27 protein-coding genes are annotated in these 21,115 nt (G+C 48.0%); 7 read left to right on the top strand and 20 right to left on the bottom strand.

All coding sequences use genetic code 11. From position 1 onward, the window contains the following. The 6 genes from ACYC56_RS00880 to ACYC56_RS00905 form a co-directional block, all read right to left on the bottom strand. Positions 1-219: hypothetical protein (locus ACYC56_RS00880; RefSeq protein ID WP_461372287.1), on the bottom strand; the 219-nt coding region annotated here is incomplete at its 3' end. Between the two features lie 68 nt (positions 220-287). Then, positions 288-608, bottom strand: coding sequence for a DsrE family protein (locus ACYC56_RS00885; protein WP_461372288.1), 321 nt, complete (start codon positions 606-608; stop codon positions 288-290). A 125-nt stretch (positions 609-733) separates the two neighbouring features. Next, a complete protein-coding gene (locus tag ACYC56_RS00890) occupies positions 734-1,123 on the bottom strand; it encodes a sulfite exporter TauE/SafE family protein (protein WP_461372289.1) in 390 nt (129 codons plus the stop codon). A gap of 13 nt (positions 1,124-1,136) precedes the next feature. Next, positions 1,137-2,402: a sulfite exporter TauE/SafE family protein gene (locus tag ACYC56_RS00895; RefSeq protein WP_461372290.1), complete on the bottom strand. Its 1,266-nt coding sequence runs from the start codon at positions 2,400-2,402 to the stop codon at positions 1,137-1,139. 41 nt (positions 2,403-2,443) lie between these two features. After that, the gene (locus ACYC56_RS00900) at positions 2,444-2,764 is read right to left on the bottom strand and encodes a DsrE family protein (protein ID WP_461372291.1); all 321 of its coding nucleotides are present in this window, start codon (positions 2,762-2,764) and stop codon (positions 2,444-2,446) included. Further along, on the bottom strand, positions 2,764-3,105 hold the full coding sequence (locus ACYC56_RS00905) for an ArsR/SmtB family transcription factor (RefSeq protein ID WP_461372292.1): 342 nt from the start codon (positions 3,103-3,105) through the stop codon (positions 2,764-2,766). The genes ACYC56_RS00900 and ACYC56_RS00905 overlap by 1 nt, the downstream gene beginning before the upstream one ends. Positions 3,106-3,318: 213 nt before the next feature. Here ACYC56_RS00905 and ACYC56_RS00910 point away from each other — a divergent pair, with 213 nt between their 5' ends. Continuing rightward, positions 3,319-3,465: a hypothetical protein gene (locus ACYC56_RS00910; protein ID WP_461372293.1), complete on the top strand. Its 147-nt coding sequence runs from the start codon at positions 3,319-3,321 to the stop codon at positions 3,463-3,465. Here the strand turns inward: ACYC56_RS00910 and ACYC56_RS00915 are convergent, their stop codons facing one another. Together ACYC56_RS00915 and ACYC56_RS00920 are read right to left on the bottom strand one after the other, a co-directional pair. After that, the gene (locus ACYC56_RS00915; protein ID WP_461372294.1) at positions 3,466-4,695 is read right to left on the bottom strand and encodes a methionine adenosyltransferase; all 1,230 of its coding nucleotides are present in this window, start codon (positions 4,693-4,695) and stop codon (positions 3,466-3,468) included. 63 nt (positions 4,696-4,758) lie between these two features. Continuing rightward, a complete protein-coding gene (locus ACYC56_RS00920; RefSeq protein ID WP_461372295.1) occupies positions 4,759-5,166 on the bottom strand; it encodes a hypothetical protein in 408 nt (135 codons plus the stop codon). 516 nt (positions 5,167-5,682) lie between these two features. Between ACYC56_RS00920 and ACYC56_RS00925 the strand changes: the two genes are divergently transcribed. Together ACYC56_RS00925 and ACYC56_RS00930 are read left to right on the top strand one after the other, a co-directional pair. Further along, positions 5,683-6,297: a hypothetical protein gene (locus ACYC56_RS00925; protein ID WP_461372296.1), complete on the top strand. Its 615-nt coding sequence runs from the start codon at positions 5,683-5,685 to the stop codon at positions 6,295-6,297. 191 nt (positions 6,298-6,488) lie between these two features. Further along, positions 6,489-7,769 carry a DUF1015 domain-containing protein gene (locus ACYC56_RS00930; protein WP_461372297.1) on the top strand — a complete coding sequence of 427 codons (1,281 nt, stop codon included), beginning with the start codon at positions 6,489-6,491 and terminating at the stop codon, positions 7,767-7,769. Between the two features lie 103 nt (positions 7,770-7,872). Here ACYC56_RS00930 and ACYC56_RS00935 read toward each other — a convergent pair whose 3' ends face one another. The 4 genes from ACYC56_RS00935 to ACYC56_RS00950 form a co-directional block, all read right to left on the bottom strand. Next, positions 7,873-8,100, bottom strand: a complete 228-nt coding sequence (locus tag ACYC56_RS00935) for a hypothetical protein (protein WP_461372298.1) — start codon at positions 8,098-8,100, stop codon at positions 7,873-7,875. A 117-nt stretch (positions 8,101-8,217) separates the two neighbouring features. After that, positions 8,218-8,502, bottom strand: coding sequence for a hypothetical protein (locus tag ACYC56_RS00940; protein WP_461372299.1), 285 nt, complete (start codon positions 8,500-8,502; stop codon positions 8,218-8,220). A 12-nt stretch (positions 8,503-8,514) separates the two neighbouring features. Then, a complete protein-coding gene (locus tag ACYC56_RS00945; RefSeq protein WP_461372300.1) occupies positions 8,515-8,748 on the bottom strand; it encodes a 4Fe-4S binding protein in 234 nt (77 codons plus the stop codon). Between the two features lie 250 nt (positions 8,749-8,998). Continuing rightward, positions 8,999-9,301, bottom strand: coding sequence for a hypothetical protein (locus ACYC56_RS00950; RefSeq protein WP_461372301.1), 303 nt, complete (start codon positions 9,299-9,301; stop codon positions 8,999-9,001). 319 nt (positions 9,302-9,620) lie between these two features. Between ACYC56_RS00950 and ACYC56_RS00955 the strand changes: the two genes are divergently transcribed. Beyond that, entirely contained in the window at positions 9,621-10,616 is a 996-nt protein-coding gene (locus ACYC56_RS00955) for an alpha/beta hydrolase family protein (RefSeq protein WP_461372302.1), read from the top strand. 25 nt (positions 10,617-10,641) lie between these two features. On the opposite strand, the gene ACYC56_RS00960 is transcribed toward ACYC56_RS00955, so the two are convergent. The 3 genes from ACYC56_RS00960 to amrS form a co-directional block, all read right to left on the bottom strand. After that, positions 10,642-11,682 carry a GGDEF domain-containing protein gene (locus ACYC56_RS00960; RefSeq protein WP_461372303.1) on the bottom strand — a complete coding sequence of 347 codons (1,041 nt, stop codon included), beginning with the start codon at positions 11,680-11,682 and terminating at the stop codon, positions 10,642-10,644. A 108-nt stretch (positions 11,683-11,790) separates the two neighbouring features. Then, entirely contained in the window at positions 11,791-13,734 is a 1,944-nt protein-coding gene (locus tag ACYC56_RS00965) for a molybdopterin-dependent oxidoreductase (RefSeq protein WP_461372304.1), read from the bottom strand. 265 nt (positions 13,735-13,999) lie between these two features. After that, on the bottom strand, positions 14,000-14,941 hold the full coding sequence (gene amrS, locus ACYC56_RS00970) for an AmmeMemoRadiSam system radical SAM enzyme (protein ID WP_461372305.1): 942 nt from the start codon (positions 14,939-14,941) through the stop codon (positions 14,000-14,002). Between the two features lie 267 nt (positions 14,942-15,208). Here amrS and ACYC56_RS00975 point away from each other — a divergent pair, with 267 nt between their 5' ends. From ACYC56_RS00975 to ACYC56_RS00985, 3 genes are read left to right on the top strand one after another with little or no spacing between them, the layout of a single operon-like run. Continuing rightward, entirely contained in the window at positions 15,209-15,571 is a 363-nt protein-coding gene (locus tag ACYC56_RS00975; protein ID WP_461372306.1) for an ElaB/YgaM/YqjD family protein, read from the top strand. 2 nt (positions 15,572-15,573) lie between these two features. Beyond that, the gene (locus tag ACYC56_RS00980) at positions 15,574-16,005 is read left to right on the top strand and encodes a phage holin family protein (RefSeq protein ID WP_461372307.1); all 432 of its coding nucleotides are present in this window, start codon (positions 15,574-15,576) and stop codon (positions 16,003-16,005) included. Beyond that, on the top strand, positions 15,969-16,313 hold the full coding sequence (locus tag ACYC56_RS00985) for a hypothetical protein (RefSeq protein WP_461372308.1): 345 nt from the start codon (positions 15,969-15,971) through the stop codon (positions 16,311-16,313). The genes ACYC56_RS00980 and ACYC56_RS00985 overlap by 37 nt, the downstream gene beginning before the upstream one ends. 1 nt (position 16,314) lies before the next feature. Here the strand turns inward: ACYC56_RS00985 and ACYC56_RS00990 are convergent, their stop codons facing one another. The 5 genes from ACYC56_RS00990 to ACYC56_RS01010 all read right to left on the bottom strand — a co-directional run bounded on the left by ACYC56_RS00990 (position 16,315) and on the right by ACYC56_RS01010 (position 21,062). Further along, positions 16,315-16,863: a type 1 glutamine amidotransferase domain-containing protein gene (locus ACYC56_RS00990; protein ID WP_461372309.1), complete on the bottom strand. Its 549-nt coding sequence runs from the start codon at positions 16,861-16,863 to the stop codon at positions 16,315-16,317. Between the two features lie 47 nt (positions 16,864-16,910). Then, a complete protein-coding gene (locus ACYC56_RS00995) occupies positions 16,911-17,390 on the bottom strand; it encodes a GerW family sporulation protein (protein ID WP_461372310.1) in 480 nt (159 codons plus the stop codon). 83 nt (positions 17,391-17,473) lie between these two features. Beyond that, positions 17,474-17,782 carry a hypothetical protein gene (locus ACYC56_RS01000; RefSeq protein ID WP_461372311.1) on the bottom strand — a complete coding sequence of 103 codons (309 nt, stop codon included), beginning with the start codon at positions 17,780-17,782 and terminating at the stop codon, positions 17,474-17,476. Between the two features lie 296 nt (positions 17,783-18,078). After that, a complete protein-coding gene (locus ACYC56_RS01005; protein ID WP_461372312.1) occupies positions 18,079-19,596 on the bottom strand; it encodes a sensor domain-containing diguanylate cyclase in 1,518 nt (505 codons plus the stop codon). A gap of 125 nt (positions 19,597-19,721) precedes the next feature. Continuing rightward, the gene (locus ACYC56_RS01010; RefSeq protein ID WP_461372313.1) at positions 19,722-21,062 is read right to left on the bottom strand and encodes an NADase-type glycan-binding domain-containing protein; all 1,341 of its coding nucleotides are present in this window, start codon (positions 21,060-21,062) and stop codon (positions 19,722-19,724) included. Positions 21,063-21,115 lie beyond the last annotated feature (53 nt).

A 21,115-nucleotide genomic window follows, 5' to 3' on the forward strand; every position in this document is an offset into this window, starting at 1 on the left:
CACATCCTGCTCTTCTTTTGGCTGGTCGGGCAGGCAGGTAAGCTCGTTTATCTTCTGCTTATGGACCGCATTTATGCCCCGCGAGCCGAAAAAGAGCGTAACCTGTGAGCCAGCCCTTTGAAGGCTTAATGCCGTCATCATCGCATTAAAGACCTGGCACAGCTCATCGTGAAAGCACATGATAGAGACTTTTTTGACCACCTTTGACTGAGCATCCATTTTACTACCCCCTTCTTAATAAAAAGGCTTCCTTAAGGGACATATAGTAAGTCTATAAGCGATAAATATTAGAAGGTCAAAACCTTATCGCTCTCTGCTACGATCTCATACATCTCATTTAACCCGCCGATGGGGCAATTCTGTGGACTTATGCCTCTTATTTTTTCTGCACAGCTACCACAACAAAGAACTTCGCCACCCATATCTTGAAAATCTTTCATCATCTGCACGACCGCGAACTGCTCGGTATCTAACTGTTCTGCCTCAACCCCTCCTCCGGTTAGAAAAACCTTTACCTCATCTCCCTTGGTAAGAGGTTTTAGGCCAAACCTGAAGGCATTCCAAACGGTTTCCGGGTCATTTGAGTTAATAATAATTCCAAACTTCATTAATCCTCCTCACACCTTACCTGTTTTTCTTCCTAGCCTTACAAACGCTAAATGATACGGTACAGAAGTAGGGGCGCAAAAACTAGCGCCCCTTTAAACCTCAAACATGCTTATATTTATCTTGCCTAGTAAACACCAAGCAAGTTCAGAGCCAGTAAAACCAGACCGACTACCGCGATCCTTTTTACCCATAGGGGGCTTATACGCTTTGCTATCTGTGGTGCGATAAGTCCACCCAATATGGCTGCCGGAAACATGATAAGAAAGAACGTAAGATCAAAGTTGCCGAACTGGTAGTGGCGTGTAGCCCCCATTAGCGTGTTGAAAAAGATAGCTAAGAGTGAACTCCCAACAACAACGTATATGGGAAGCCCTAATGCAACCGTCATTAGGGGAACCATAAACGGACCGCCGCCAAATCCAAACATAGAAGAGATAATTGCAATAAAAAAGCCACCGATCGCACCTACAACGATATTTATTTTAAATTCCTGTCCCCAGAATTCGATTACCACAACGATCCCTCCTCTAGGCCTTTGCTGACGCTGCTTCTTCAGCTTTTTTCTTAAACTCTTTCATAAGCGCTTGCTCCTTCTTATTCTTGGCCAAATAGCCAGGGGTCGTCTGCCAGAGCATAAGGCCGGCCAAGACAAGAAGTATCCATCCGAAAACGAACTTGAACTGCGTTAGCGTAATCAGCTCGGTTAACTTGGGGCCTATAAACCCGCCTGCCACCATGGCAAGACCTATACTGATACCCAGTTTCCAGTTAATAAACTTAATCTTTGAATAGCCGTAGATACCCGTTCCCTGCGAGAAAAGCACCGTAGGCATGACCGTGCCTGCTACAATTGCATGGGGCAAAGGCCATATCGAGACGAAAAGAGGGTTCATTATAAAACCGCCACCGGCACCCATGAGTACCCCAAATATTACTATGGCGAGCGTTAGCAAGAAGGGGCCGAACACATTAATGCTTGTGCCTGCATTGCTCAAATAAACACTTGGAAAGCCGATCTTATTTTCTATCGTAACAGGTTTGCTCTTGGCATCCTTATCCACCGCCGCCACGATCGTGTATTTTCCGGGGGCCGAGCCGTTACCAATCGTTACCTCAGCCGTGTACGATCCATCCGGGTTGACCTCAACAGTGGGCGCTAAGACTTTATCGGGGTTTTTAAAGCGTGCCTTAACAAGCTGCATAGAGCGCTTCTTATTTTCTTTAGCATCCATTCCCTGCAGAAGTTCTCCTCTTGATCCTATAATGCTCCCCATAAGCGTAGCCTGGTACCGCTCGATGTTGATCTTTGCCGGAACTGAGTATGCAGCATCAGCGCCGATACCCTTTAGGACCTCGGAGTAAGACCACTTTTCGCCGTCTTTTTTAGATTTTTCCAGATCCTGTTTGAAATCCTTCGGTACAAATATCTTATAAAAGGCCGGCATGTCGTAGGTCATGTAGAGTATATACGGTCGCTTGCCGGTTTCTTTATCGACATCGGCATCAAAACGTGAAGCGCGCACCTTCTTGTCGGTATATACCTCGAGGTATACCGGTTTACCTGCGGGCGCAATTCCCTTAACGGTAATGACGCCGCCGTTATTTAACGACGTCTTATCCACTTGGATAGTTGGAAGTTTTGTAGTGCTGTTGCTATCTTGAACTTGGTCCACGTTTGACTGCGCAAATGTAGCACCCGTGTTCCCTTTTGGCTCTTCAGCTAAAGTGATCTGCTGATACAGGGTGACTATCCCGACTGCTAATAGAATAGCCAACAACCAAAAACGCTTCATAGCGCACCGTCCTTCTTAGTTTATTGTTGCTCTCACACAAGCTAAAACGTTACGACCCTGTCGCTTTCTTTAACGATCTCATGCATATCTTTTAGCCCACCGATAGGGCAAGCTTGAGGCTCAAGACCTCTTAGTTTCTTTGCACAAGTACCGCAACAAAGAATTTGCCCACCTAAAGCTTCTAAGTTTCTCATCATTTCTGTAATCGGAAATTGTTCGGTGCCAATTCGCTCTGCTTCAACACCTGGACCGGTTAAAAAAACCTTTACTTCGTCCCCCGACTTAACAACGTGCTCGCCATACCTGAATGCGTTCCAGACGGTCTCGGGATCATTTGAGCTAATAATAATTCCAATCTTCATTAACGCCTCCTCGTTCCTGGATAAGTTCCTTTTTTGGTAACAGGACAGCAGGCCGGGGCTGGTAAGCTGCCCTTATATTGCTTTTTTAGGATTTTCAAAATATCTGGTACTACCGGGTCAACGAGGAAGTAGCAACGCAATCTTCCATCGTTGTAGTAATCAATGAGACCATATCGCCTTAAAAGTGCTAAGTGCTGAGATATATTGGGCTGGCTTGCCTCAATTGATTCCTCAAAATCACTTACGCATTTTACGCCCTCTTCGAGCTGCTCCAGTATCTCAATCCGTAAAGGATGTGCTATTGCCTTTAGCAACTCGATCCTTCCTCTTGTAGATTTCATGCTTATCCCATCTCCTAGGGTGATAAAGCGTTTACATAATTAGTTAATAATATCTTTATATAATTATGTATTACTGTCAAGGGAATAATTACTATACTTGCTAAATTAGTTATTTAAAAAAGAGCCGAACTTAAGGCTCCTTTTATTATTCTGCAGCGGTTGGGTATAAGTTGATAGTGGGAACTTGAAAATCACCGTAAAGGAGTAAGAAATATGAGCAGGATACGACAACTCGCACTTTTGGCCGCGGCGGCATATCTTGTTAGCCGTTTCATACCGCGACGACACAAAGAGATGGGCGAAGCACCGATGAAAGAGCACGAGGCGATGGCGAAAAAGCATGGTAAGTCGGTAGCCTAGCTACCACACCCGATATTTTCCCTCAGCTAGATCGGTGGTAAATGAGTTGATATTGGAAAGCTCAAGGTCAATTACCTCTTTAACTAGGGAGTTGACCTTTTCTATATTTATTCCCGGCTCAAGGATGAGCTGGGCCGAAGCTACTTTCGGCTCGTCGATGGGCTGCCCTATCTGACTGCAGAGCCAGATATAGACCTCTTTAACGCCTTCCACCGCGTTATACACCTCGTTTGCAATGCGGTGGCTTAACACGGTATATATCTTACCGACGTGGCTCACGGGGTTCTTCCCGGCGGCAGCCTCAGTTCCCATCGGACGGTTGAGGGCGATCACCCCGTTTACGCGGTTGCCCCGCCCTACTTCGCCCGAATCGGCGTCCTCAGCCGATGTTCCGGTTACACTGGTATAAATGCCCTCCATCCCCCTGACGGGGTCATCGAGCGTATTAAAGAATACATAAACGTGTTCGAAGTCCCCCGCTTTCCTGCCATGCACATACTCCGTCGTACTCTGGAGGATATCCGCCTTTTTCTCAAAATACTCTTCGACGCTATCAATATACCGATCTACCAGCGGCATTGCGATAGTCAAGCTAAGGTCTCTTCCCGTGCGGTACCCCATGACCTTTACATCCGTGCCGGATGCCGGGAAAAGCTCTTTAAATCCGGACGAATTCAAATAATGCTCCAGGCCGAGCACGATTCTCTCGGTCGGGCTTAAAGGGGCGTAGCCGACCGCGGCCGAAGTATCGTTGGCGGCAAGAATGCCAAGCTGCTGCTCGCGTCTGAAGATATCGGTCAATTCGGGCGAGCCGGGTCTAATCTCGACATCAAACTCAAAATCGCGCTCGGGGTCGACAAGCTTCAGGTTATCGCGTATCCACCTCTTAGCCGTATCGACGGCGATCTTGTCGACCGCCACGCGCTCTCCTTCAAACTCAAAGGTCGCCCTATCGCCGATTATCAACCGCATCGGCTCGGTGACCATCCCGCCGCCGAACTTGTGCTCGACCTCACCCGCTATCAGCAATCCCTTGTCGATATTATGATGAAGCACCCGCCCAAACCGGCTTAAGTACTCCCTGCTCAAAGCGATGGAGATATCCTCCATAACGGCATCGCAAATAGAATCCGGGTGGCCGACACCCTTCCGCTCGACAATCTCAACCTCGTGCTCATAGACGGCCTTCCCGCTGAGATTCTCAACCGTAACATTTCTACTCTTTTTCACGCATCCCCCAAACTGAAATCGACTTACGAATCTATTATTCCCAAAGTCGGCCTTCCACAAGAGTTATTTGTGGACTTTTGATTCGTAAAACCCCATCCAGTTCGTGTTGATCCAGTCTTTAGCGGCATAATGCTTCTCGCCAAGGCCGCGTCGAATCATCTCCCTGGCCACAATACCGCCGCGATGCGGATATTTATACAGCTGGGGACGGCTTGAGCCAAAACCATGCACATAGTGCGTAAGCTCATGCGCCACCACAGCCTCACAAACAAATTCCGGAATACCGGAGTCCTTTAAGAACCCGTTGATCTTTATCTCACTCAATGTATTATTTACTAAGCGAATGGATCCTAACCTGTTTCTGCATTTCTTGCTAAAATGAATGATTACTTTATCCGTTTTTGGAACATCAAGAAAGTATTCCGACCATATTATGTCGAGTTTTTCCCTGAGCCATTGGTCGTTTCGCATCCTCATCCCCCGCTTATTTTGTCACAACAAACAAAAGGCCTACATTACAACATGCACAATCCATCGCTTGCAAATGGAAAGTTCTTACCACCCCCTTTAGCATCACGCTACCACAACTTAACGGCTGCTGCCTGTTTTACCAATATTGTATAGAATGAACAATATTAATATACAATTGCAACAGCAAGCGTTCCCTTAAAATCGGGGTATTCGGCGCCTCTTGTACGAGTATCAATTCGTAATACGGGCTCTACCACTGCAAATTCGGCGCACCGTTCTGCAGAATTGCTAAATTTTTCCTATTTACCGCATTAAAATATTTTTTGCAGAACGTTCGCAGTGGGACTAATTGCTGCGGAAGCTCTATCGGTTCCGAGCCGACCCATGCAAAAATTTATCAAATTTCAGTTTTAGTTAGTATCCACGGGGGAACATTAGTCTACAAATGCCCATATCGTCTGCAGCCACAGCTAGGAATCGTTTGGCAACAGGTAGTTAAACTAATTGGAGGTCGCAATGCCGGTAACTCAAGTCAAAGTAGGGGCCATATTCGTTGGCTGGATCACGTGCCTATTCCTTCTGTTCATCATGGCGGCCGTAGGTACCATCGCATTAGTGGCGGCTAATGCCGATATCACCTCGGTCCCCGCCCAAATCAGCTCCTTCGGAACGATATCCTTGAACCTGATGATCTTCCTGGCGGTCTTTACTGCGTTTTTTGCCGGAGGATATGTTTCCGGGCGCATGGCTGCTTTTGCCGGCGTACTTAACGGATCGATGATCGTCATCACAACCGCTATCACGGGGTTTTTCTTGGTCATGTTCGTAGGTATTGTGGGCAAAAACCTCGGTATAGACCTTATGGACCCCGTCTCTAAGGCGATCTCCTCGTTCTCTCTATTCCTCTTCATCTCTACCGCGTTCGCCCTGGGAGGAAGTATACTCGGGGGCAGGTTCGGCGAAGGGTACGTAGATCGCCTCGATCTCTCCCTGGGTGTGACAAAACCCGGAACGGCCAAGGCAGGCTCAGGCAAGCAACAAAAAGCCGCCAAACCACAACCTACCACCCTCAAACAAACAAAACAATCACCCAACAAACCAAACTCCAAACAAACGAAGAAAGCAAGCTAGAGTCAGGGACAAAGGCGCTAATTTGTAAAATAATACAACTGTTTGTCGCTGACGCTTGCATAAAACACGCAGGTTTCTTAGTATATGTAAGATAACCAAGATTTTATTATAGGTTGTACAGCCTTTGGGTTGTACAGCTTCGTGTTGTCTGAATTAAGCTCTCACGAATAATCAGTTGAAGAAGGTGTAGATTGGCAGAAATAAAACCTTTCAAGGGTGTGTTCTACAACAAGGGTATCGTCGGCGACCTGGCAACCGTCGTTGCTCCACCCTATGATGTGATAAACGAGGAAGAACACAGAGAACTACTTCACCAAAGCAAATACAACGTCGTGCGCCTGATCCTACCGCAGGGGTCATCCAACAGCAAGTACGCGCAGGCCGCCGGTATTTTTAATGAGTGGCTCGAAAAGGCCATCCTGGTCAAAGACGTAGAACCGGCGGTCTATATTTACGAGCAGGAATATGATTTTAAGGGAAGCCGCAAAAGAAGAATCGGCTTTATCGCACTCACTAAAATCGAAGACTTCTCGTCCGGCAAAATAAAGGCCCACGAAAAGACGCTAAAAGGCCCCAAAGCCGACCGTCTGAGGCTGCTAAAAGCCTGCAAAACGAACTTCAGCCAGATATTCAGCCTTTTCTCCGATCCCGGGCAGAAGGTCGATTACATTCTCTATAAGCACACAGAAGAAGCTCCGCGCATAGATATCGAGATTAACGGCGCGAATCATAGGCTTTGGACGTTAAGCGATCCTGATGATATAGCAACAATCACCCAGCTTATGAATGACAAGCCGCTCTTCATCGCGGATGGCCATCATCGATACGAAACAGCCATTAACTACAGAAACGAAATGCGCCTTTTCACCGGCGATAAATCGGGCGAGGCGCCCTTCGACTACACCATGATGATGTTCGTCAACATGGATAGCGACGGCCTGGTCGTTCTGCCGACACACAGAGCGCTAAAAAACATGCCTAAGATCAACCACGATAAGCTTCGTGAAAACCTCAAGCAGGTCTTTGAGGTAAAACAAGTAGACTCCGTCGGCCAGATTATGTCGGGCCTCGAGAAAAACTCTGGCCTGCATACCCTCGGCATGTATCTCGGCAACGGATCTTACTACCTGCTCAAAGTAAAAGACGAGAATAAAATAATCGAGCTGCTCGGCGATCAGCAATCAAAGGCATGGAAACTTTTAGATGTGACGATTCTGCACCAGGTAATCATCAATCGCATCCTCGGCTTTGGCGGGACAAACATCGAAAACAGCATTAAGTTTACAACCAACGAGCAGGAGGCGGTTCACCTTGTCGCCGAAGGCGGCTATCAGATGGCGTTTCTTCTCAACCCGACAAAGATAAGCAGCGTACGGGATATCGCCAACCAGGGGGAGATAATGCCCCAGAAATCGACTTACTTCTATCCCAAACTACTCTCGGGCCTCGTCTTTAACAAACTTGAATGGTAAACGTAGGGACCAGTGGCTCGATTAATTACCCTTTACTTCTGAAAATACAAAAGCCCGCTATTTGATAGCGGGCTTTTGTTAATTCTCTACTTCTCTGTTATTCTTACGCTTGCCGTTCTTCCTTAAATAGCTTATCGATCCTTTGGACTATATCGTAGTAAGAAATATAGCCCGCGCTTATGGCCTCACCGTTTAAAAACGTTAACGGGTACGGTAATCGCTGCGATTCGACAAGTCTCTTAATATCGGGGTGAATTTCGTCGCTGCTTATATCAAAGTAGTTTACAACTACGGCATCGCCATATCCAGATTTAAGCGGTTCAATAACCATCCAATTTATCTCCGCCTGAGATAAACCATAGGAACCTCACCCAGAACCGCACGAGCTTGCTTCGTTGAATATATCTATCCTTACAGGCGTTGTCATTGTATCCACATTCACTCCTCCTTAGGCTTCCAGTGCCTGTTTAACTAAATCCATCTTATCTTTTATGATAGATGCCTCGCGATCGAACGACTCACGATAGGCTTCAATGGTAACGGCATTGATATGCACACCGGTCTGACCGATGATCAATCTTCTCTCAATCTCGACATCCTCGAGATCTTCCTTTAACGACTCCAGCTCTTTTCCAAGCTCGTCTTTATCCATCGCCTGTATCTTTTCGGTAAACGCTCTTATTTTTTCCGCATGAAGCGCATCAAGCTCTTCAGCTTTCTCATTTGCAACCATTATCATTACCTCCTACCGCATGTTAATTGCACCCATCGGGCAGTATTTCGTACAAACCCCGCATCCCGCGCATAAATCCTCATTCACCGCGTATGTCGGACGTGGGCCGAAAAATGAGAATACTTGCTCGGTCTGCGACTCGTTTACAATCGCTCTGGTCGGGCACATCCTGCTCGCCGGACACCCCGGTGAACGATCGCACCTGCCTTTATCGATTTCTGCTTTTTTTGCTCCTTGCTTCGGCATATCAAAAACCCCCGATTTTTTTAATTTCTATACCCCCAAGGGTATCCTGTAAAATACGATTTGTCAAGCGTTTATCATACTTTTACCGGGGTTTTACTTCAAGAAAGCAGTAGGCATAGCAGTAGGCATACTACATCAGATAGTTGATACCCTATACGGGCTCCCCCCGTATTGTAGCAGATTCTATAAGACATTAAAGAGACATTGTTGCGCAGATTTATGATGTTCTTACGATCTTTTCGGATCCTTCTTAATTACTTTTCTTAAACGTGGCCTCGACTATAAGAACGAACAAAAGAAAAAGCAACGTCGCTTCAAAGACAATCGTCGAGGATTTATTCCCTAAGTACTGCATTAAGAAATAGACGCCGAGCAGCAGCGTAACCAGAGCATAGCCGATGTTTGCGATGATACCGATCTTAAAGTTGCGTTTATCCCCGCCAAAGATGCTTTTTCGAGCGCTAAACGTCTTAAGCCCGTACCTGATTCTAACAATAACAACCAGCAGCGCGATAATAAACAACGTTAACTCAAGCCATTTAGGCAAATTCATAGCAACCCCCGTAGCTATAACCGTTGAACTATCTATCAATTACTCTATCCGTTGGTCGAATCCTTTTTTATATTGCAAAATATTTTAATAAACCGCGCCTACCTGCGAATTCCAGGCCAACATTTCTTAAAGCGACCTGAATAAACGTTGAAATCGACCGCATTATTTGATACATATATGTATCGAACGCCAACTATCCGTCTCTAGCAAGCAATGATCACTTATGATCAACTATTACTATACGGAAGGCCTCATTGAATTGTAATATTGATGGTAATCGAGAGCAATAAACAACCACGGAACAGAAAGTTGATATACCATGAACAAGCTATTCGCCCAAACGATAGATAAGGTGGCGCTGGCGCTCTTATCGCCGAAGTTCAATGGGTCCAGCGCCTACAAAAACCAAAATCTCTACATAGCAAAAACCCCACCCTTGCCGCCAAAAAGGCTTATCAGAACGCCTAAGCCTTTTTTAAAACAAAGTAAGAGAAAAGGTACGATCGACATATTTGATTATGCCTTTCCCAGCCGGGTTGAAACACAGCACGTAAAAAACAACACGGTATACGGCAAGTTCTTCAAGCAGAGCAGCGGCACACCAAAATCAACCGTAATCCTTCTGCACGGAATGCACGAGAGCAAACACTGGTATCAAGAAAAACATGCGTTGAATCTGGCAAAAAACGGTCACGATTGCGTCATCATGACGCTTCCCTACCATATCGAAAGAGCGGTAAAGGGATACGTTAGTGGAAGCCAATTCTTGAGTACCGATCTGCGCACGATCTTTGAAGCTCTCCAGCAGGCCGTAAAGGACGTCATGGCGTTGATAAACTGGCTGACCGCTAGCGGTGAAAAGAAGATAGGTCTTTTGGGAATCGGCCTCGGCGGGCTCGTCGCCGGGCTCGTCGCCTCGGTGACACGAAAGATCAATTACTTGATTTTGATGGCCCCCGCGACAACCCCGCTTCAGATAACCGGCTATAGCAGGCTCGGTCGCGTTGTTGATGAGAGAATCACCAGAACGGGGCTATCAAATGAAGATTTTCTCAGGCTTATGGAGCCCTGGGATATCGAGAAGCATAAACCGATCGTTTCCTCCAGGCGCACGCTTTTAATCGAGGCGACGCATGATGCGGTCATACCTAAGGACTCGGTAGAGAGGTTATGGGCTTCCTGGGGCAAGCCGCGCATACAAAGGTACCACCACGGACACCTGAGCATGCTCACAAGCAGGCGTGTCTTTAAAGATATAAACAAGTTCCTGGATGAGACGTTTGCACAACAGCAAAGCGCGGGATTGCTAACATAAGCAATGGATATCAGGCTCGACGGCGTTACGCGGTCTTGCCCTGTATGCTCTTTATCTTGTAGATGCCCCCGTAGTAAAGTACGCAGTTGCGGCCGCTTTCTTTCGCCTTCAGAAGCGCTGTATCCGCCGTAAAGACCAAATCGTCTTTTCCTTGTGCGCAGGCCGGATAATCCGACAAACCGATGCTCACCGTGCAGCTTAGGTCCTTGGTATCGGGAAGTTCCCTCTCAACAGCCTTGGTAAACTCTGAGTTTATACGTTGAGCAACCTTCATCGCTGCTTCCACCGGCGTTTCAGGAAGAACGATAATAAACTCCTCCCCGCCATACCGGGCCGCTATATCGTTTGCCCTTATCGAAGCCCTGAGGGTATCTGCGAATATTCTCAACACATCGTCGCCCGTCTGGTGGCCGAATACATCGTTAACCTGTTTGAAATGGTCAAGGTCACACATGAGCACCGATATCGGGTAATTGTTTTTACCAGCCTTTTCGATTTCAAACACAAAGCGCTCCTCGACCCACCTACGGTTATAGAGGTTGGTAAGCCCATCCCGCTCGGCGTCTTCCTTTGCGAGGCACAAGTTATGCTCGATTTCGAGCCACAGCACCTGGTTCTCCTGCTCGCGCTGCTCGATGATACTGGCCATCGCACCCAGCTGTTGGTTCTTCTGCTTAATCGTCGCTACCAGGTTGTTGATCTCAGCAACAACTCCACTACGGGTTTTACCGAAGGGGCCGTCGATTACGCCGGTGTAATCCTCGGCTTCACTGATCGCTTTAAGCTGATGTTCGATACGCCTGGTAGCAGAGCGCATCTTAAGATCGGCCAGCCAGAGCGCAATCACCGCAAAAAACCCAAGCCACGAGAAAACCAAGAGCAGAACGTGCGGCACAAAAAGCTTTTCTGCCTGCGCCCGGCTTAAACTAATAATCTCAAAATCTACAACCAATAACAAAGCAGCAGCAAGCGCGGCGACAGCCACACCTAAATAAAATTTCCGCTTGTCGTCATATATATGGTGTTCTATGTGTTTTTCTTGCAACCGCTTACTTGGTCTATTCAATTCTTATCCCCTGGCTATTAATGGCCTTACGCTTGCACTATTACACACGAAATGCCATTACTAATATAATATTATCGGCAAAACCGCACATGCTTTAAATCAATACCGTTAAATCTTCTCAAGTTTAACGGCCGTTTGATAATAGCAGGCGTTTTGCCCTTCATTGCTCATCAAGGCTGGCGTCAACTGGTTGAGCGATTGCCCAAATCTCGCCCATCGTCCTTGTTCGATATGAACGATACTCTCCCTTACGCTTTCATCATGCTTAATGACGGCAGTTAGCTCACCGTGTGCGGATGCCACGCGAGCGGTCTCTGCATCTTCAATTCCGTACTTGCCGGCTGTCGCAGGGTTGACCTTTGCAATCGGCAATGATTTGTTCTCATCCGGTATCAGCTGGGAATGGATCCATCTCCTGCTATGTGTAGACAACAGGGCGAGCGGATAACCAGTCGACTGTATCTCGGATGTTGAAAAAGCGGTTATAAAGTTGAACTTACCGGATTCGGTTTGGAACAAGCGGTCCCCATACGCCACCATCGGGGCCTCCGGGATACGCTTGTGGGATTCCAACAAGGACTCATATGTAATCCCCGATTTCCTCAGCGGTTTAATTATTTTTCGAATCCAACTCTCCGGTGTGCCGGCCATCTCCTCGCCAAAGCCTAAGAAATTAGCGAGGTCCTGATATATCTCAAAATCGCTTCTCGCATTACCGACAGGCTCGATAGCCGGATTGACCAATCCCACGAGATTGTGCCAATAGCTGCCTATGACATCGTGCTCTTCTAAAAACGTGGTCACGGGAAGCACCAGGTCTGCGCCCTCGGCGGTGTCCGTCATAAACTGTTCCAATACAACCACAAAGTCAATATTCTTGAAGGCCTCGGCAACAGATGCGATATCCGGCGACTGATTTAAAGGATTACCGCCATTAATAAAGGCCATCTTTATCGGGGGGTCATCCAACCCTGCAATCGCTTTACCCAGTAATGGTTTTGGTATCTTTCTCGTCTGCCGCGCGAATTCTTTGCCCTTAACGGATTCGTCGAAGTAGTAGGCTTCGTCATGCCCGTGGTTGATTCCACCGCCGGATATCCCGATGTTGCCGGTTATCGCTCCGAGCGCATCGATGAGACGGAAGGTCTCCGCACCCCACTCGTATCGCTGAAGTCCCCAACCGCAAACGATCGCCGCCGGTTTTCTCCCACCATAGAGCCTGGCGAGAGTGGCAATGTCTTCTACTGAAACACCGCATTTTTCGCTTAGCGTTTCTATGTCAAAGCTCTCTAAAAGGCTTCGATATTCGGCAATATTCGCGGTGTAGTTATCGATAAAACTCTTTTCCGCCAGGTCCGACTCAAGGATTATCTTTGCCATGCCAAGCGCCAGGTACCCATCCATGCCGGGCTTAGGGCTTATGTGCATATCGCAATATTTCGCGGTATCAGTGCCGACGGGGTCGACGAGAATAACCCGTGCCCCTCCGGACCTGGCTTCTTTGAGGATATGCGTCAAGTGCATATTGGTTTCGGATGGGTTTCTCCCCCATACGATTATCAATCTGGAGTTCAAGAGATCAAGAGGATCGTGGCACGTACGATATCCGAAATCCATCGTTTGTCCGGCGATACCGGCGCCGCCACAAAGGCTGCCGGACGCTTCCGTCACGCCCCCTAACAGGTTAAAGAACCGTTTGTTGAGCATTTTTAGGGCTCCCAGTGAGCCTGAACTCTGGTAATGAAGCACAGAAAGGCTTCCATGCCGGTCGATAGTTTGAACAAGCCTTCCCGTGATAGCCGAAAGCGCCGTCTCCCAGGAGACCTCCTGCCAGGTTCCATCAACTTTAAGAAGGGGCTCTAAAATCCGGTCCTTGCTGTAGACTCGCTGGATATAATTGAGGGCTTTTCTACATAAGAAATGCTTGGTGATCTCGTGGTCTTTTGCACCGGTCAATCCGACTAACCGGTCGTTGGTAACGTAAACGTTAATGCCACATGCATCTGGGCAATCACGGGTACAGGTTGTAAGAACCGTGCGGCGTTCGGACATCTTCATCTCCTATTGCTGATAATTACTACTTCAGAATCTGCGCGTACTACTGTCGGTTCCAAATACGACTATTCTATAACGTTACGTACCGTTTGGACAATAATTGTACGCTGTGATCCGGCTCCGTACGGAAATAATAAGCTTTAACGAGGTCGCCAACCCGTTTACGTTAATCATTAACATCGGATTCATGTCGATGAAGCTTTAGAACTTAAGAAGCAAAGATAGTGCTAGGAGGGCTTACGATCACCAAAACAGCACTCGTCTAAACGTTACCGAGGTATACGAAATCGAGCTTTTCTCGTGCGATATGCTCTGCGAGGCGTAGCGTATCCAACGGCGTCGGCTCGGTCGCCAGCTTATACGAGGGATAATACCTTGAAAAATGAAGGGGTGTATCCTTGCCCAGCGTGCCGGCAACCCAATCAACGAGCTTCTCAAAATCTTCTTTCGAGTCGTTGAGCCCGGGAATGACCAGGTTGGTTATCTCGATATGACAATACTCTTTCGATAGCTCGGCGGTTTTTAGCACCGGCCTGAGGTGCCCGCCGAGCTTATGGTAAAATGATTCGCTAAATCCCTTCACATCGATATTCATCGCATCGATTAGGGGTAACAGCTCCCGGAGCGGCTCCTCCATGACATAACCATTGGTAACAAGCACGTTGTACATACCCGCTTCCTTAATCAAAACCGCGGTATCCTTAACGTACTCATACCAGGTAAACGGCTCGTTGTAAGTGTAGGCGACACCGATGCACTTGTTCGGGATATATTTTCTCGCCAGCTCGACCACCTGCTGTGGTTGGAGGTCTGCCGTGAATTCCTTTGTGATGTCCTCGACTTCAATACCCGGGAAGCTATCGCTTGGCTGGGCTATGTTCCAATTTTGGCACCAGGGACAACGCAGATTACACCCGATGCCGCCTATCGAAAATATGGTCGAACCCGGATGGAAATTATAGAGCGGCTTTTTTTCGATTGGATCGAGATACGAAGAGCTGACCCGCCCATACTCCATCGCATAGAGGGTCCCCTCTCTATTCTTCCGAATAAAGCAATAGCCGCTCTCACCCGGCTCGATCAAACACAGCTGGGGGCACAGACGACACTTGACCTTACTCTCTGCCCTTTTTTCAAAAAACATCGCTTCTTTCATAGAGCGAACGCGCTTTTCACCCCGAATCTGCCAATCATCCATAATCATCCAAACATCCAAATGACCCCATATCATCCTGCGATCAGCGCCGTGATATCCCCTCCATCGCTGAGATTTGCAGTAAATGCGACAGCCATGATTATTCTACCCCGTATTATGCATAGTATTCCATCACACACCAATTGGCTGATAAATCCTCCAAGAGCCCTGGTAACTATTTTCTATTCTCTAGCACAGCTCACAGAGTGAGCTGTGCTAGTTTGTCATCTAAAAAGCCGGGAATAAAAACCTAAGTCTGGCGAAAAAGGAGGAGACATGAGAATAACAGGCGGAACCGAAGGAAATCAACCAGAAGGGCCACTCGAAAAAGGGATGGAAAACGTTGAGGAAAGCATGGAGGCCGGAAAACGAGGCATATCGGACCGGTTGGAAGACGTTGCCGAGCGCATCGACCAGACAGGAGAAAGCGTCGCACAAGCGACCGGCAAGTGGGAAGAGAACGTCTTCCATTTATTTAGCAACGCTTTCAGAAACAGCTCGGACTATGTCCAGGGGATCGATGTCAATAGACAGCTTAATGGCGTACGGGAAAATATCCGGAGAAACCCGACCCAGGCCGTGTTGGTTGCACTGGGAATCGGCCTGGTCCTGGGATTCGTAGTAAGGAGGCGCTTGTAGATATGGCACGAGCCGTACCAATTCCACCAGAAGAGCAAAGACCGACCGAGGAGCGATCCATACCGGGCCTGATGCGAGAAATAGTGCAAGATAGCAGCGAACTCATACAGAGAGAATTCCAGTTGCTACGCGAAGAACTTTCGATCACATTCCGGGAGACCGGTATTGCGTCGGCTAAACTTGCCGCAGGCGCGGTGTTCGCAATCCTCGCGTTAGGATTTTTGGGCTTTAGTCTTATTGTCCTTCTATCGGCGCTTATAACACCATGGATCTCTGCAGCGCTAGTTGGTCTTGTTTTTCTACTGGTAGGAGGAATACTTGTATATTCGGCGATACGGAATTTCGAAACACTGAGTGTCGCCCCAAACACAGTTGAAACGTTGAAGGAGGATGCTGAATGGCTGAGACACCCGAACAAACTAGAAGAGAAATAGAAGAAACGCGAATGAGGATAGCGGAAGCGACGGAAGAGCTGGAAGAACGCATCCAAAGTGCAAGCGATTGGAGGCGGATAGTACACAATTATCCCCTTGAAAGCGCAGCGGGAGCATTGGTCGCAGGCTTTCTGCTGAGTTCCCTGCTGGTGCCCGGCGTCATCAATGGATTCCGTGCGATAGGAAGGCGGCAAGAAACACCGCAGGTGCAATCGCGAAGAGCGGGGATATTGGGATTTATTCGACCATTCGTAACGCCCATAATCACGGCTCGGATGTTGGATTATATGCGTAGGCGCGCAGCATAAACTAACCCGCAGCCGCCATCTTGCCCTTGCCTTCGAGGATACTGATGATCGCCTGAATAAACGCGGGCAGGTCGGATACGTTTCGAGAAGTGACGATGTTGCCATCGATTGCCACCTCGGCGTCGACTATTATCGCCCCGGCGTTTTTGAGATCTATGGTAATCGATGGCCACGAAGTCATCGTTTTTCCACGAACGATGCCCGCGGAGATCAAGAGCGACGGCCCGTGGCATATTGCGGCCACGAGCTTTCCTTGATCGTAGATATCCCGCACAAATTCAACCGCCTTATCACTGAGGCGAAGCTTATCCGGAGAGCACCCGCCTGGAATAACGACGGCATCGAAATCATCGGCTATCACATCATCAAAACTCATATCCGTCATGGCCTCTTCCTGCCGGTGATGGCTGATGAGGTTCTGCTCGGCTTCGATGCCGATTATAACGACACGGGCATCTTCCTGCTGCAGGCGCTCATACGGTTGCTTAAACTCCTGCTCATCAAACTCGTTCGCGATGATTATCGCGATATCCCTCGACTTAAGAGACATAACGAGCCCCCCTCCAGTATCGATACAATAACCCTTTATCGTGCACGTTAATCTTTCTTCATGAAATGGGGCACGTGCATGCCATGTTTACCGAACTTGCCATGTTTACCGAACATACCGTGGTGTCCGAATTTCCCCCATCCGCAGCGCCCCATCATTTTCTTCCCCATCATCATCTTGGAGAACTTTAGGAGTGATAGACCAAACACGGTGCCGAAGATCAGTATGACGGGGCCCATGTCGATGATAGGCTCATACTTAACGCGATCCGCCGTAACCGTTATGAAACCGAGAGGCTTTACCTTAACCCCCATACCGATACCGGCACCCTCACCTTCGGGTCTGGCTTCAGGCTCATTCTCTTTCACCGGGCCTTTACCGCCGCCGCCGCCCCAACCATAACCGATTTTTCCGACCGGAATCACGACCTTATCCCCGATTTGTCGCGACTCACCAAAAATCATCTCGACGTTTAACCCGCCCAACTGCGACATGACTTTATCGACGGTATTATTAAAATCGCTCACACAACCACCACCCATAATTAATCGTTTGAATTAAACTATTCCCATGATGGTTGAAATCTAATATGGAGCGCGGAGCGGCTAGACTATTCGCTTAAGCGGTAAGCGGCAATACCCGCTATGATGAGGACGAACACGAGACCCATTGGGTTGAATCCGTATCCGGTGGCCAGAAGTCCGATCAATGTCGTGACTGCAGCGATCGCCATGAAGGCAGGGCCGCGATTTCCCCTCGCACCCCTGCGAACGGCCTCTCCGACCAGCAGGCCGAAGATAAGGCTGACAAAAAGGGAGCCGCGAAACCCCATGCTTAAGACGAAGCCGCCGACAACAGATGCCACCAGCCCGGCCGATGCCGCTCCGATATATTGGGACGGTTTCCCTTGTCGCAACATCCCCCTGCTGGGTGTGGCGCACTCGCGGCATTTAATCCCGACCGGAGTATACACCATACACTCCGGGCAAAGGCCTTCGCCACAGTTACTACAGGAAACGTTTGTTTCTCGATTAGGATGATTCTTGCAGTTCAATTTATAATCACTCTTACATAAGTTCTTCCGGCTTCACACGGTGACCCGGCAACAATAGTCTAACAGCCCCGCCCGCCGCGGTCAAAAATTAGAAAATAACAATGCATAAAAAAACAGCACCTAGATGCTGTTTGCATATCAAGCCGTTCTATCTTATCGAGCTACATATTCGATGCGTTCAGGGAGCAGCCGCATTCATGGTCTCGGTACATCTCGACCTTATTTCTGCCTTGGTCTTTGGCTTTATAAAGAGCGATGTCAGCGCTTTTAATGATGCCTTCCTTAGAGATCGAATCATTTGGGTATGTCGCTACGCCGATCGAAATAGTGAGCTTACCGAGTGGCTGATTTTCTTGCCCCGCAAACTGCGCTTGCTCAACATCGGCTCTAATGCGCTCGGCAACGGCAGCCGCGCCTGCTTTATCCGTTTCCGGGAGAACAACGCACATCTCCTCGCCACCGTAGCGGTAAACGGAATCGATATCTCGCACCGCATTTCGAATAATGTCGGCAACCGCTGCAAGCGCCTCGTCACCCAACTGGTGGCCATTATTATCGTTGTATTGCTTAAAATGGTCTATATCGATCATTGCAAAAGACAGCTGCCGCTTACAGCGCTTTGCCCGACTTAGTTCAAGGCTTAAGTCGTTATTAAGTTTCCTGCAGTTATAGAGCCTTGTTAGCGGATCTATAATACTTAAGTACTCCGTTTTTTGGTGCAGCTTGTTAACATCGCGTTCTGTCCACATCCAGCCGATTATGGCGATTAGCAAGAGTGGGATGAAGACGGCAAAATGGTTGATTAACTCGACCCGCACCTGATCGAGGATATACTTTTCATCGATACCCGCTCTAACGAACCATGGAACCTTCGATGCCATGGTGAACGCATACACCCTGTTTGTTCTGTCTGTAGATATCGCTTTATACGTGCCCTCGCTCTTTCCCAACATGAGCTTATAGTGATCGGCATCGGCGATATTCTTGCCCACCCATTTCTTGGGATCTTCGTTCCTGGCGATATATGTGCCCGCGTTATCGACAACGCTGATAACCGTGTGCTGGGAAGTGTTAGTCTTCATGAGTTTGTTCTGGATCTTTGTGAGATCAAAGGCCGCCGCCACAAAACCGATTCTTTTGCCCGACATATCAAAAACCGGATAGGTCACATGCGTCACCGGCATTCCTGTGAGTTTGCTATACATAAAATCGCCGACCGCTATGCCGTTTGCGACTATGCCCCGGCGATAGCATCCGGTATCGCTTACATTTACTTTCTTAGCGTCCTCGCTTTTTGCCATCTTCTCGGACATGGCAGCGACCTTGAGGTTGCCTTTAACATCAACAAAAGCGATGAGATGATAGAACGGGTATTTCGGAACAATTTGATCCAGGTAGGTTTTGACCGCCGGGAAGTTTTGCGTGCGTACATCTTTTAAGTTCGCGATAGGAATCAGGACTTCACCGGTCGAGTTAATATACTCATCGATGTCATGCGCCACGCTTTTTACAAGACTCAGGTTTTTTGCCTGTATCTCCGCTTCCAGACGGTTGTTGATATCGATTGCTTTATAAATTGAAAAAGCGATAAACGGCAGCAGCATAACTGCAAGGAGAATATATAATCTTCCCTTTAAAGACGAACGTTGTTTGCAATCATCGAATTCAGTGGAACGCACTTAAAATACCCCTCAAAATAATATTGATGCTTGTAGGGGTGTTATCGGCCATCTCTTCATACTTCTTTAACACTATATAAGTAGAATTGCAGTGTGATTTCGTTAGTTCTCAGGCCGCCTGCCTGCTACTTTTGCGGGGATTGCTTAGTTTTCTTCATGCGCATCCTAATACCCACAACCACTTGCCACCCGATAAAGAGGAACACGGTAGCGGTAGCGGCCACAGTGATGAGGTCCGTCGTTGAATATTTGGATCTTAGGTTCATTACATCGACCTGGTTGAGGCCGATTTTCCAGTTCGACGGATCGAATTTCGAGTTCGAGCTAAGCTCACCGATTTCGATTTCGCTGATATAGGTGGTGTCAGGGTAGATGCCTTTGTAGACGCTATCTACATCAAGCTTGACATACTTTGTTTCAACCGGTTTTAGCGGCAGGTACTGCATTTGAAGTTCGTCTTTAAGCTCGAAATGCTGGTTTGTGCCATCGGAAAAGCGCAGCGTTATATTACGCGGACGGTTATATGTCTTATACATGCTTCCAAGGGTGCCGTAACCGGGTATTATTCTAAACTCACGAACCCATTTCTTTTTCTCGAAGAAACATATCGCCCACGCGTCTTTCCCGGGTCCACCGATACCCCATGCGGTTGTGGGGTCTCCATCAACCAAGTTCTTAGGACCCCATTGGTTCCCGTTATCATCATGGATACCCGATACTTTAATAGTCTGAATAAAGTGGCTGTCTTTGTCCGGGAACATCCCTATCTCCATGTTCCCGCGCGGAACATAATTATTGAAGCCCCAGGTCAGCTGATCTTTGCTGGATGAGAATCCGATGGGAAGAACCGCGAATTTTCCGGTAAACTCGCCGAACCCTTGCGGGTAGAGAAGTGCTCGTTCGTTGAGGTCTCCCATCAAGCGAACGACATACGTGGCTTCACCGATCGAGCCTTTCCATGTCGCTCCGGGATCGAGTGGGATAACGATTTTGTTACTCCACGGCATCATCCGTATCCAGTATCTATGTACGACGACCCTTCTCTGGTCCTTTGTCAGCAATATGTTGTGTATATGCCAATTTATGTTACCGTACATATTACCGATTTTCTGGTCGGTTGTTTTTACGCTGCGCACATCGATTTCATTGCCGTCAACGTAGGCCTTGAAGTTAAAAATGCCATATTTCAGAGCGCTTTTGGAGTTGATATCCTCCGGCTCTCCTATTACGAATTCTTGCTCTTGGCCGGTGTTGTGGAATTGGTAGACGTTCTCTACTTCAGCAAAGCCGTTTCTTAGCCATACCTGCATTACTTGTTTTTCAAGGTCTATGTCTGGGCTGTCCTGAGGTTGTATCGGGACTCCCGAGGAACCTAAATATGCACTGTTTGCATACGCGATGGTTGGAACTATGAGGATCAAAAGTGCAGCCAGTACCAAGATGCCAATAAATCTATCTCGTCTCATATATTCACCTTGAAGCCAAAATCCGGCTTTGTCTTACTCTATTACCTACTCCG

Source organism: Candidatus Aquicultor sp., from assembly GCF_054640775.1.